A 12,478-nucleotide genomic window follows, 5' to 3' on the forward strand; every position below is an offset into this window, starting at 1 on the left:
GGTCCGCGACACACCGGTGCCAACCTGAATTGCGATCGTACGACGAGCAGTATCGGCCGCCGAAGGAGGCAGCATGCGCCGCACCATCGGCGTGAACACGTGGGTCTGGACCTCACCGCTCGACGACGCCTCGCTCCGCGAGATCGCCGCGAAGGCGGCGGGCATGGGCTTCGGCGCCATCGAGCTCCCGGTCGAGCAGCCCGGCGACTGGTCTGCGGATGCCGCGGCCGACGTGCTCTCCGAGCACTCGCTCGACCCCGTGGTGATCGGGGCCATGGGCCCGGGGCGCAACCTCGTCGCCGCACCCGGCTCCGAGACCGTCGCGACCCAGAACTACCTCGTGCACTGCATCGGCGTCGCGGAGCGGCTCGGCGCCTCGGTCGTCGCGGGCCCGTTCACCGCGGCCACGGGTCGCACCTGGCGCATGGACGGGGTCGAGCGCGCCGAGCGGTACGCCGAACTCCGGGCGAGCCTCGGGCCGGTCGTGCGCGCGGCCGAGCGCAGCGGCATCCGGCTCGCGATCGAACCGCTGAACCGCTACGAGACGAGCCTCGTGAACACGGTCGACCAGGCGCTCGAGGCGCTGGGGCCGCTGCTCGGCCCCGGGCTCGGGCTCGCGCTCGACACGTACCACCTGAACATCGAGGAGAAGCACATCGGCGACGCCGTGCGCGCGGCAGGGGAACACCTCGCGTACGTGCAGGTGTGCGGCAACGACCGCGGGGCCGTCGGCGACGACCACTTCGACTGGCCGGCGTTCCTCGACGCGCTCGACGACGTCGGCTACGACGGTGCGCTCGGGCTCGAGTCGTTCACGGGCGACAACGACACCATCGCGGTCGCCGCCTCGGTGTGGCGCCCGCTCGCGCCGTCGCAGGACGCGCTCGCGGAGCGAAGCATCCGCTATCTCGAAGCACTCCAGGACGAAAGGGAACGACGATGACGGATGCCGCGACGAACCGCGCCGATCGCGCCGAACGCCCCGAGGGCGGCCACCCGGTCACGCTCTTCACTGGGCAGTGGGCCGATCTCCCGTTCGAGGAGGTGGCTCGGCTGGCCGCTTCGTGGGGGTACGACGGGCTGGAGATCGCGTGCTCGGGGGACCACCTCGACCTGAAGCTCGCCGACGAGGAACCCGGGTACCTCGAGGAACGGCGCGAGATCCTGAAGCGGCACGGGCTCGAGGTGTACGCGATCTCGAACCACCTCGCGGGTCAGGCGGTGTGCGATGCGCCGATCGATTTCCGGCACGAGGCGATCGTGCGCTCGTACGTGTGGGGCGACGGCGACGCCGAGGGCGTCCGGCAGCGTGCGGCCGAGGACATGCGCCGGTCGGCGCGGGTGGCGCGAAAGCTCGGCGTGGACACGGTCGTGGGCTTCACGGGTTCGTCGATCTGGCCGTACGTGGCGATGTTCCCGCCGGTGCCGGCATCTGTCATCGAGGGCGGTTTCGAGGACTTCGCGAACCGGTGGAACCCGATCCTCGACGTGTTCGACGGCGAGGGCGTGCGGTTCGCGCACGAGGTGCACCCCGGCGAGATCGCCTACGACTACTGGAGTTCGGTGCGCGCGCTCGAGGCGATCGGGCACCGTGAGGCGTTCGGCTTCAACTGGGACCCGTCGCACATGATGTGGCAGAACATCGACCCGGTCGGGTTCATCGTCGACTTCCAGGACCGCATCTACCACGTGGACTGCAAGGACACGCGGATGCGTCCGCGGAACGGCCGGGCCGGGGTGATGGGGTCGCACCTGCCGTGGGGCGACCCGCGCAGGGGTTGGGACTTCGTCTCGACGGGGCACGGCGACGTGCCCTGGGAGGACTCGTTCCGCGCGCTCGACGCGATCGGCTACACGGGCCCCATCTCGGTCGAGTGGGAGGACGCCGGCATGGACCGGCTGCACGGCGCGAAGGAGGCGGTCGGATACATCCGCTCGCTCCTCTGGCCGAAGCCGACGGCCTCGTTCGACGCCGCGTTCAGCAACCAGTAGCCCCTCAGCTCACCCGCACGAGGCGACGCTGCCACCCGGTCGAGCCGTCGGGGGCGATGGGCGCACGTTCCTCGACCTGCAGGTTGCCGTCGCGGTCGGCCGCGCGCACGGTCACGTTGTGGGTGCCGCTCGTGGCCTCCCACTCGAGGAACCACTGCACCCAGGTGTCGGCGTTGACGGGCTTCGAGAGGGTCGCCTGCTGCCAGTCGGCGTCGTCGATCTTGACCTCGACGCGTTCGATGCCGACGGTCTGGGCCCAGGCGACGCCGGCGATCACGGTCGTCCCGGCGTCGACGGCCTTGTCGAGCCGCGGGGTGTCGATGCGCGACGAGAGCTTGATCGGCGCCTCCGCGCTGTAGCCGCGGGGGGTCCAGTAGGCCTCGTCGGCGTCGAAGCGGGTGACCTTCAGCTCCGAGAGCCACTTCGTCGCCGAGACGTAGCCGTAGAGGCCGGGCACGACCATGCGCACCGGGAACCCGTGCTCGAGCGGCAGCGGCTCGCCGTTCATCGCGACGGCGAGGATCGCGTCGAGCCCGTCGTCCGTGAGGGAGGAGAGGGGGGTCGAGGCCGTGAACCCGTCGACGCTCCGCGAGAGCACCATGTCGGCGTCGGCGGAGGGCGCGGCCTTCGCGAGCACGTCGCGCACGGGGACGCCGAGCCACTTCGCGGTGCCGAGCAGGTCGCCGCCGACCTCGTTCGAGACGCAGGTCAGCGTGATCGAGTACTCGTCGAGCCCCATGGCGACGAGGTCGTCGAAGGTCAGCTCGACGCGCTCGCCGACCATGCCGTCGATCACGAGCCGCCACGTCGAGGGGTCGACCGAGGGCACGGTGAGCGCGGTGTCGACCCGGTAGAAGTCCTCGTTCGGCGTGTAGAGCGGGGTCAGGCCCGGGATGTCGAGCGCGGCCCCGTCGGGGATCGTGACGGTCGAGTTCGGCGCCGGAAGCTTGAGTGCCTTGCGGATCGCCGCGATCGAGCTCGTCGCGGCACCGGCCACGCGCGATCCGACCCCCACCACGAGGGCGGATGCCGCGGCGATGCCCGCGAGCACGAAGAACCCACGACGGTCGACGGATGCCGCGGCGCGGCCGCGCTCCGCCTGCGCGGCCGGATTCGGGGGCGTCGGGGCATCCCCCCGAGGGTCGGCGTGCGTCTCGACACCGCCGACCGCGACGGCGTCGTGCCAGCGGCGGAGCCGGCGCACGAGCAGGTGCAGCACGGCGATGCCCGCGAGGGTGCCGACGAGCGGCGGCAGCCACGCGAACGGCGTCGCGCCCGTACGGGTCACGACGGCGGCGAGCGAGAGCGCGCCCGCGACCCCGAGCGCGACGGCGCCGAGCGGCGGGCGCACGAACTGCAGGATCCCCGAGATGCACGCGGCCACGAGCACCGCGAGGCCGAGTCCGCCGAGCAGTGCGAGCTTGTCGTTGGCGCCGAAGAGCTCGATCGCGAGCTCCTTCGCCCACTGCGGAACGATGTCGATCACGAACGCCCCGACCGCGAGGATCGGACTGCCGTCGCGTGCGACGAGGAACGCCATGAGCTCGGCCGCGGCGAGGAACACGCCCGCGCTGACGATGCCCGCGAGCGAGGCGAGCGACCACCAGCGCAACCGGGACCGCCGGGGTCGGTCGGCGGCGCTCGTCGGGCGAGCGTCTGCGGTGCCCGGGTCGTGCGCCGGCTGCTGGTCGTGCTCCATGTCGGGCCTCCATCGTGCGGGCGTGCAATGCCCGCTGGTGGTGGTTCGACGCCGCCGACCCCGCGGATTGGCCGGGCCCGGCGCAGTGGCGCGGGCGGCGACGGCCGAGCCGCGTGGAGCCGGGGCATCCGCCCGCGAACCTGTGACTTCGCGACACGCGCTTGCCGCTTAGGTACGCCTTACCTAAACTGAACCCGTGCAGTGCTTCCCCCAGCTTCAGCGGCGCCCGCTCGCCTCCGCCCGACCGATCGGCGGCGCGCGATGGTGAGCCGTATGCGCCCCCGCTCGCAGCCGGGCCCCGTCATGCTCTTCGCGGGCGACACGGGCGACATCGCCGCGATCCGCTCACGGCTCGCCGACTGCGCGCCGAACGCGACCGGCATCGTGCTCATCGAGGCGTTCAACGCGATGCAGATCGTGCAGCTCGAGGCGCCCGCCGGCATCGCCGTGCACTGGGTCTTCCGCGAGAACCGGCGTGGTGCCCTCGCCGCGCGCGGCGAGACGCTCGTCGCCGCGGTCGACGCCTGGCTCGACGAGTGGATGCGCCCCGAGGGCGGGGCGGAGATCGCCATCTGGCTCGGCGCCCGTACGTCCGCGCCCGTCGGCGCCTTCGCGCAGGCCCTCGAGCGAGAGCTCGCCGCCGCCCGCTGACCCTGCGGGGCCCACGCCCTCTGGCCGCGGGCGGCCCGATCGCGGCATCCGCGCCTCAGTCGGAGAGGTGCCAGTACGTCGCGACCGCTCCGGGGTGCTGCACCGTGATCGACCAGTCGACCGACCGATCCCAGGTGTGGTCGGTGTGGCCCGCGTACTCGACGTCGATCGAGCCGTCGGCGCGCTGCACGACCCCGGTGACGATGCCGGTGTGGTCGCGGTCGCCCGAGAGGTCCCAGTCGAACTGCACGATGTCGCCGATCGCGACCTGATCGCGCTGGTCGTCGGTGAGCGCGGTCGCCTTCTCGGGGCGCTCCTCGAGGTACTCCATGAAGCCGGTCGAGCTGCGCCAGGCCACCGAGCTCGTGTACCCGTCGCCGACCGCGTACCACCACTCGTCGTCTTCGAGCCAGCCGCGGGCGAGCAGCGACTGGCTGGCGAACGCCATGCAGTCGTTGTCGAAGATGTAGCCGAACTCCTCGCTCTCGGTGTCGTCCCAGTGCTCGCGCACGTACTCCATCTGCGCGGAGACCTCGGGCGTGAGCGTCGACCAGTCGAGCAGGGCGACCTCCTCGGCGCCGTCGGACTCGTCGGCTTCGTCGGACGGCGCCGAGGAGGCGTCGACCTCGAGCGAGTCCGCGCCCGTCGTGCTCCGGTCGCTCGGGAGGGCCGCCGACCAGCCCAGCGCGATGAACCCGCAGGTGAGGATCACGACGGTCGCGGCGGCGACCAGCACGACCGCGCGGCGGCGACGCATGGCTCGGGTGGGGGTCGTCATCGGGGCGACCCTACGTCGGCATCCTGTGCGCGCCCTCCGCATCGGCAGCGGCCGCGGCATCCGCTCGCAGTTCGGGTCATCGCTCGGTGACCGTGCCCGCCTTGATGTGCAGCCGGCGCTCGGCGCGGCGCGCCACGGCCGAGTCGTGGGTGACGACGATGAGCGTCAGCCCGCGGTCGCGCCGCAGCCCGTCGAGGATGTCGAGGATCTCGTCACGGGTCTCCTCGTCGAGGGCGCCCGTGGGTTCGTCGGCGAGCAGCACGTCGGGTTCCTTCACGAGCGCGCGGGCGATGGCGACGCGCTGCTGCTGCCCGCCCGAGAGCTCGCTCGGCAGGTGCCCCGCGCGATCGGCGAGCCCGACGGACGCGAGGGCCGCGGTCGCCCGCTTCGCACGCTGCTCGACCGTGACGCCGAGCGGCTCGAGCGCGGTCTCGACGTTCTCCTGCGCCGTGAGCGTCGGGATCAGGTTGAAGCCCTGGAAGACGAAGCCGATCTCGCGGGCGCGGATCTTCGCCAGCCTGGCGTCGGGCATCTGCGAGAGGTCGTCGGCGCCGATGGTGATAGTGCCCGAGGTGGGCCGGTCGAGCCCGCCGAGCATCTGCAGCAGGGTCGACTTGCCGCCGCCCGTCGGCCCCTGGATGGCGACGTGCTGGCCGGCGGCGATGGTGAGGTCGACGTTCTTCAGGGCGTGCACCGTGCGGTTGCCCTGCCGGTAGGTCTTCGTGAGTTTCGTCAGCGTGTACATGGTGTCCTCGGTTTCGGAAGGTGGGGAAGCGGATGCCTCGAGCGGATGCCGCGGGCGCTCAGCCGACGCTCCGCAGCGCCTCGGCGGGGCGCAGGCGCGAGGCCCGCCATCCGCCGATCGCGCCGGCGAGCAGTCCGCCGAGGACCGCGATGCCGACGGCGATCGCGATGACCGAGACGGTGATCGGCGCGTTCAGGGCGACCTCGGTCGTCGCGGCGGCGGTCTGCGCCATCGGCCCGCCGAAGCCCCGGCCGCCCTGAGCGCCGCCGCCCTCGCCGCCGGTTGCGCCGCCCTGCCCGCCCTGACCGCCGGCCAGGTCGAATCCGCCGCTCGAGGCGCTGCCCGACAGGGTCGGGGCGACCAGGTTGATCACGACGATGCCGATGAGGCCGATCGCGATGCCCAGCGCGCCGCCGATGAGCCCCTGCACGAGCGACTCGCCCGCGACCTGACCGACGATGCGTCGATCCGACCAGCCGATCGCCTTGAGGGTGCCGAACTCGCGGGTGCGTCGCGTGACGCCCGAGATGGTGAACAGGATCGCGATGAGGAACGCGGCGACGAGCACGGCGAGCGAGAGCCAGAGGCCGAGGTTGGAGACCAGCGCGGACGCCGTGCTGAGCGAGCCCGAAACGCTCGACGCGAGGTCCTCCTGCGTCGAGACGGTGGCGTCGGGCAGTGCCGCCTCGAGGTCGGCCTGCACCTGCGCGATGTCCGTGGACGAGGCCGCCTGCACGTAGACGTTCGAGATCATGCCCTCCTCGCCCGAGAGCGTCTGGGCGACGTCGAGCGGGATGTAGACGTTCGACGCGCTCGCCGAGTCCGCGGCGTTCGAGGTGACCGTGCCGACCACCTCGAACTCGGTGCCGCCGATGTCGATCGTGTCGCCCACGGCGAGCTCGGCGCTCGTGGCGTAGTCGGCGTCGAGCACGGCGACGTTCGCGCCGGCGTCGTCGGCGTCGAGCGTGCGGCCCTCGGCCAGCGTGACGGCCGAGAGCGGTCCGATCGCGTCGGCCGAGGGATCGAGGCCGAGCACGCTGAACGAGTCGACGTCGAAGGCGCTGCCGCCGGCGCCGTCGGGCCCGCCCTGCGGCGGCTCCGCCTGCGCGTCGGTGCCGGGCGCGGCCTGCGCCGTACCCTCGCCGTTCTGCTGGAACTGCGGCATCTCGCCGTTGAAGGTCGTGTTCGTGAGCGACAGGGTCGCGGATGCCGCGGCCACGTCGTCGACGCCGAGCACGGTGTCGAGGGCCTCCTCGTCGAACGTGCTCGCACCGAACCCGGCCATGAGCCTCGACTGGCTGATCTCGGTCGTGCCGTCGGTGGTCGTTCCGGCTCCGGCGTCGAACTCGAAGCGGGGGCGCCCGCCCTGCCCGCCCTCGCCCTCCTCGGGCGGGGTGGGCGACTGGGCGACCGTGATGTCGGTGCCGACGCCGTAGACGGACTCGAGCACGGAGGCCTGCGCGGACTTCACCCCCGAGGCGACGGAGTTGACGATGATGACGAGCGCGATCGCGAGCGCCATGCCGATGGCGATGATCGCCGTCTGCCTGCGGCGGCCGGCGAGTTCGCGCCGGAGGTACGTGAAGAACATGGGAATCCTCGGGGTCGGGCGGAGCGTCCGGGGGTCGGGCGCCGACGTCGACCGTATGGATCGCGGCTTTGGCGGGCCTTGCCGCGACCTATGCGTCGCCCATGAGGCATCCGCCCCCGCATCCGCCCCCGCATCCGTCCCCGCGGCGTGGATGCCGTCGCCGGGCGACGTGAACGGGGCGCTCGGCGCCCGCACGCGGCATCCGCTCAAGAAGTTCATAGGAGACGCATAGCGCGAGTCGGATACTGGAGACATGACGACCACGACCCCGCACCGCACACCCCAGATCGCCAAGGGCGACGGATCCATGGTCCGCGTGCTCGTCGTCGACGACGAGCACTCGCTGACCGACCTGCTGAAGATGGCGCTCCGCTACGAGGGATGGGACGTGCGCACCGCAGCCGACGGCGTCAGCGCCGTGAAGGCGGCCCGCGAATTCCGGCCCGACGCGATCGTGCTCGACATCATGCTCCCCGACATCGACGGGCTCGAGGTGCTGCAGCGCGTGCGCGCCGACGGCACCGAGACGCCCGTGCTGTTCCTCACCGCGAAGGACTCCCTCGACGACCGCATCGCCGGGCTCACCGCGGGCGGCGACGACTACGTCACCAAGCCGTTCAGCCTCGAAGAGGTGGTCGCGCGCCTGCGCGGACTCATCCGCCGCTCGTCCATCACGCTCGCGAACCAGAAGGACCCGGTGCTCGCCGTCGGCGACCTCACCCTCGACGAGGACAGCTACGAGGTCGAGCGCGACGGCACGCCCATCGAGCTGACCGCGACCGAGTTCGAGCTGCTGCGCTACCTCATGCGCAACCCGCGCCGCGTGCTCAGCAAGGCGCAGATCCTCGACCGGGTGTGGTCGTACGACTTCGGCGGCAAGGAATCCGTCGTCGAGCTCTACATCTCGTACCTGCGCAAGAAGATCGACGCCGGTCGCGATCCGATGATCCACACGGTGCGCGGCGCCGGCTACATGATCAAGGCCGTCGGATGACCCGACCGGGCGATCCCGGGCACGCGGCGGCCGCACGGGTCGCCGCCGTCCACACGGGCGCCGACGCCGTCGTCGAGGAGCCGCCGGGCTCGTCGACCGCACGGCGCGGCCTGCCGTGGACCCTGCATCGCCGCCTGCTCGTCATCGTCGCCGCGCTGCTCGTCGCGGTGAGCGCGACGGTGGGCGTGGTCACCGTCGCGGTCTTCCACAGCGCGTCGATGGAACGCCTCGACGGCAACCTCGACGAGGCGATCTCGCGCACGAACCTCGGCCCCGCCCTGCCCGGCGACCCCGCCGAGGCGCCCGGCATCGCGCTCAGCGTGCCCGGGCAGCAGGCCGGCACCCTCGCCGCGCTCGTGCAGGCCGACGGCACCGCCAACGCCGGGTACATCACCGAGCGCGGCCGGGTGCTCGAGCTGCCCGCCGACGTCGCCGAACCCCTCACGACCGTGCCGGCCGACGGCGGCTCGCACACGATCTCCATCGGCGACCTCGGCGAATACCGCGCGAAGGCCGTCGAACGCCCCGAGTGGAACGGCATCACCGTCGTGCTCGCGCTGCCCCTGGCCGACGTGACCACCGCGACCACCCAGCTCGCCCTCACCATCTCGATCGTCGCCGTCATCGGGCTCGTGCTCGCGCTCATCGTCGGGTCGGCCGTGGTGCGACGTGCGCTCAGGCCGCTCGCGGCCGTCACCGAGACCGCCCAGCACGTCTCGGAGCTCCCGCTCGAGCGCGGCGACGTCGCGCTCGCCGAACGCGTGCCCGTCGACGACGAGCGCACCGAGGTCGGCCGCCTCGCCGCCGCGTTCAACCGCATGCTCGGCCACGTGGCATCCGCCCTGACCGCCCGCGAGCACAGCGAGCGCAAGGTGCGCCGCTTCGTCGCCGACGCCTCGCACGAGCTGCGCACGCCCCTGGCCTCGATCCGCGGCTACGCCGAGCTCACGCGCCTGCACGGCGGCGACCTCCCGCCAGACGTCACGCACGCGATCTCGCGCATCGAGTCGGAGTCGGTGCGCATGACCGAGCTCGTCGAAGACCTGCTGCTGCTCGCCCGCCTCGACGAGGGACGCGAGCTCCAGACGCTGCCCGTCGACCTCGAGCGCATGCTCGGCGAGGCCGTCGGCGACGCGCAGGCCGCCGGCCCGGGCCACGACTGGGAGGTGCGGGCGACGGATGCCGCGACCGAGGTCGTCGGCGACGAGCCGCGCCTGCGTCAGGTGGTCACGAACTTGCTCGCCAACGCGCGCGTGCACACGCCCGAGGGCACCCGGGTGGTCGCCTCGCTCGCGCGCGAGGGCGACGAGATCGTGCTGCGCGTCGCCGACGACGGACCCGGCATCCCGCCCGAGCTGCTCGGCTCGCTCTTCGAGCGCTTCGCCCGCGGCGACTCGTCGCGCTCGAGGCGGGCCGGCAGCACCGGGCTCGGCCTCGCGATCGTCCGCGCGGTGGTCGAGGCTCACCACGGAACGGTCGACGTCGCGAGCGAGCCCGGTTCGACGGTGTTCACCGTGCGCCTGCCCGCCGAGCGCCCGCCCGCCGAGCGCCTGGCCGCCGAGCGCCTGACCGCCGAGCGCTGAGGCTCCGGCGGGTCAGGCCCCGACGATGCGGCGCAGGAGCTCCGCGAAGCCGCGCAGGTCGCTCTCGGGGTAGTCGAGCAGCACGTCGCGCAAGCGCTGCTGGTTGCCCTCGCGCACCTCGCGGACCCGTTCGATCGCCGTCGGCGTCGCGACGAGCACCCGCACGCGGCCGTCGTGCTCGTCGGCACGGGTGTCGACGAGTCCGAACTCCTCGAGCGCCCGCACCTGGCGGCTGACGACCGACTTGTCCATCTCGAACATCTCGGCGAGCACGTGGGCGTTGGCGGAGCCGAGGCGCACGATCGTCGAGAGGAGCTTGTAGGCGGCGGGCTGCAGGTCGGGGTGGACCTTCTGCGCCGCCTCCTTCCAGACGAGGCGGGCCCGGTTGAAGAGCAGCCCCATCTGCTCCTCGACGTCGGCGATGGCCTCGTCGACGGGTGCGGATGCCTCGGTCACGATGGTCATGCTATCGGTCGCCGTCCGCAGCCGTCGCGGAGGCCTCGCCCTCGGCCGTGCGCGCACGCGTGGCCGTCTTCGCCGGGCGCTCGGCCGCGGCATCCTCCTCGACGATCCGGATGGACGAGGTGACGGGTGCGCCGATCTCGGCCTCGGCGAGGTCGATCGCGACCTGCTCGAACTCCTCCTTCAGCTGCTCGGCCGAGGTCTTGGTCGAGAGCGCCTTGTTCGGCAGGAAGGCGATGGCGATCACGCTGAGCACGGCGAGCGGCACGGCGACCCAGAACACGTCGGCGATGCCGTTGCCGTAGGCGTTCTCGATGATGACGCGGATGCCCTCGGGCAGCTCGGAGACGTGGGGGATTCCGCCGCCGGCGAGGCCCTTCAGCGCGTCGATCTCCTCAGGCGAGGTCGGCGTGTAGCTCTTCAGGCCCGAGGTGATGTGCGTCGTGACCTGCGTGGCCAGCAGCGAGCCCATGATGGTGACGCCGATGGTGCCCGCGATCGTGCGGAAGAAGTTCACGTTCGAGCTCGCGGCGCCGAGCTGCGACGCCGGGGTGTCGTTCTGCACGACGAGCGTGAGGTTCTGCATGACCATGCCGAGGCCCGCGCCGAGCACGACCATGTAGACGCTGACCCAGAGGTAGTCGGTGTCGTAGCTGAGCGTGGTCATGAGGTAGCTGCCGGCGACGACGAGCACCGACCCGAGGAGCATGAAGCGCTTCCACTTGCCGAACTTGCTGATGAGCGCGCCGATGACGATGGAGGCGCCCATCTGGCCGACGATCATGGGGATCGTCATGAGGCCCGACTCGGTGGGCGTGGCGCCGCGGGCGAGCTGGAAGTACTGCGCGAGGAAGACGCTGGTGGCGAACATCGAGACGCCGATCGCGACCGAGGCGATCACGGCGAGCGTGAAGGTGCGGTTCTTGAAGAGCGTCAACGGCACGATCGGCTCGGGCACGAAGAACTCGGTGACGACGAAGCCGATGATCGCGAGCGCCGAGACGCCGATCATGACGTAGCTGGTCATCGAGTCCCATTCGAACTCGCTGCCGCCGAGCGACACCCAGACGAGCAGCAGCGAGACACCGACGGCGAGCAGCACGATGCCGACGTAGTCGATCTTCACGGCGCGCTTCGGCATGGGCGGCAGGTGCAGGGTGCGCGAGATGACGATGAGCGCGATGATCGCGAGCGGCACGGGCAGGAAGAAGTTGGCGCGCCAGCCCCACGCGTCGGTGATGACGCCGCCGAGCAGCGGGCCGCCGATGGTCGCGACGGCCATGATGCCGCCGACGAAGCCCATGTACTTGCCGCGTTCGCGCGGCGAGATGATGACGGCGATGAGGATCATGACGAGCGACATGAGGCCGCCCGCGCCGAGGCCCTGCACCACGCGCACGGCGATGAGGGTCGTCGTGTCCTGCGCGAAGCCCGCGATCGCGGTGCCGACGACGAACAGCGCGATCGCCGTCACGAGCAGCGTCTTGCGGTTGACCAGGTCGGCGAGCTTGCCCCAGATCGGCGTCGAGACGGCCATGGCGAGCAGGCTCGCGGTGATGACCCACGTGTAGGCGGTCTGGTCGCCGCCGAGGTCGGCGATGATGAGCGGCATCGAGGTCGAGACGACCGTGCCGGAGATGACGGCGACGAACATCGCCACGACGAGGCCGGAGATGGCGACGATCACCTCGCGGGGCGTGCGTTGGGCCGGCGCGGCCGGGACGGACCCGGTCGTGGGCTTGTCTGCCACAGAAGTCAAGGTTGTTCCTTACAGGTTGCGTGCGGTGCGAGCGCTAGATCGTTGATATTCGGCAACTATATATAATTGGTTGCATTGAGTCAACTTTGGACTTGCGTCAACTATTCCCGCGCTTTCCATCGAGATCCACGGATGCCTCGCGCGCCGCGCGCCCGCTCCGCTGTCCACCCCCGCGCGCCCCGCCCCGCCCACCGCGCCCCGCCCGCCGCGCGCCCGCCCCGCCC

General features: G+C 71.7%; 11 protein-coding genes. 5 read left to right on the plus strand and 6 right to left on the minus strand.

Translation table 11 applies throughout. From position 1 onward, the window contains the following. Positions 1 to 73: 73 nt before the first annotated feature. Together GQQ92_RS13380 and GQQ92_RS13385 are read left to right on the plus strand one after the other, a co-directional pair. Positions 74 to 943: a sugar phosphate isomerase/epimerase family protein gene (locus GQQ92_RS13380; RefSeq protein WP_156999794.1), complete on the plus strand. Its 870-nt coding sequence runs from the start codon at positions 74 to 76 to the stop codon at positions 941 to 943. Then, a complete protein-coding gene (locus GQQ92_RS13385; RefSeq protein ID WP_156999795.1) occupies positions 940 to 1,992 on the plus strand; it encodes a sugar phosphate isomerase/epimerase family protein in 1,053 nt (350 codons plus the stop codon). The genes GQQ92_RS13380 and GQQ92_RS13385 overlap by 4 nt, the downstream gene beginning before the upstream one ends. Before the next feature lie 4 nt (positions 1,993 to 1,996). Here GQQ92_RS13385 and GQQ92_RS13390 read toward each other — a convergent pair whose 3' ends face one another. After that, positions 1,997 to 3,691, minus strand: coding sequence for a molybdopterin-dependent oxidoreductase (locus GQQ92_RS13390; RefSeq protein WP_156999796.1), 1,695 nt, complete (start codon positions 3,689 to 3,691; stop codon positions 1,997 to 1,999). Positions 3,692 to 3,952: 261 nt separating this feature from the next. On the opposite strand from GQQ92_RS13390, the gene GQQ92_RS13395 reads away from it, so the two are divergent. Then, positions 3,953 to 4,342 (plus strand): SIP domain-containing protein, encoded by a 390-nt coding sequence (locus tag GQQ92_RS13395; protein ID WP_156999797.1) that lies wholly within the window; start codon positions 3,953 to 3,955, stop codon positions 4,340 to 4,342. A gap of 55 nt (positions 4,343 to 4,397) precedes the next feature. Here GQQ92_RS13395 and GQQ92_RS13400 read toward each other — a convergent pair whose 3' ends face one another. The 3 genes from GQQ92_RS13400 to GQQ92_RS13410 all read right to left on the minus strand — a co-directional run bounded on the left by GQQ92_RS13400 (position 4,398) and on the right by GQQ92_RS13410 (position 7,456). Beyond that, positions 4,398 to 5,120 (minus strand): amidase domain-containing protein, encoded by a 723-nt coding sequence (locus tag GQQ92_RS13400; RefSeq protein ID WP_197738259.1) that lies wholly within the window; start codon positions 5,118 to 5,120, stop codon positions 4,398 to 4,400. 76 nt (positions 5,121 to 5,196) lie between these two features. After that, on the minus strand, positions 5,197 to 5,865 hold the full coding sequence (locus GQQ92_RS13405; protein ID WP_156999799.1) for an ABC transporter ATP-binding protein: 669 nt from the start codon (positions 5,863 to 5,865) through the stop codon (positions 5,197 to 5,199). Positions 5,866 to 5,923: 58 nt separating this feature from the next. Next, positions 5,924 to 7,456: an ABC transporter permease gene (locus tag GQQ92_RS13410; RefSeq protein ID WP_156999800.1), complete on the minus strand. Its 1,533-nt coding sequence runs from the start codon at positions 7,454 to 7,456 to the stop codon at positions 5,924 to 5,926. Between the two features lie 253 nt (positions 7,457 to 7,709). On the opposite strand from GQQ92_RS13410, the gene GQQ92_RS13415 reads away from it, so the two are divergent. Then, positions 7,710 to 8,450: a response regulator transcription factor gene (locus tag GQQ92_RS13415; protein ID WP_156999801.1), complete on the plus strand. Its 741-nt coding sequence runs from the start codon at positions 7,710 to 7,712 to the stop codon at positions 8,448 to 8,450. After that, entirely contained in the window at positions 8,447 to 10,033 is a 1,587-nt protein-coding gene (locus GQQ92_RS13420; RefSeq protein ID WP_156999802.1) for a sensor histidine kinase, read from the plus strand. The genes GQQ92_RS13415 and GQQ92_RS13420 overlap by 4 nt, the downstream gene beginning before the upstream one ends. Before the next feature lie 12 nt (positions 10,034 to 10,045). Here GQQ92_RS13420 and GQQ92_RS13425 read toward each other — a convergent pair whose 3' ends face one another. Both GQQ92_RS13425 and GQQ92_RS13430 read right to left on the minus strand, forming a co-directional pair. Continuing rightward, positions 10,046 to 10,498, minus strand: a complete 453-nt coding sequence (locus GQQ92_RS13425; RefSeq protein WP_197738260.1) for a MarR family winged helix-turn-helix transcriptional regulator — start codon at positions 10,496 to 10,498, stop codon at positions 10,046 to 10,048. A gap of 1 nt (position 10,499) precedes the next feature. After that, positions 10,500 to 12,245, minus strand: a complete 1,746-nt coding sequence (locus GQQ92_RS13430) for an MDR family MFS transporter (protein ID WP_269149184.1) — start codon at positions 12,243 to 12,245, stop codon at positions 10,500 to 10,502. Positions 12,246 to 12,478: the final 233 nt, after the last annotated feature.

Origin of the sequence: Agromyces terreus (assembly GCF_009749465.1) — a bacterium.
GTDB classification, from domain to species: domain Bacteria; phylum Actinomycetota; class Actinomycetes; order Actinomycetales; family Microbacteriaceae; genus Agromyces; species Agromyces terreus.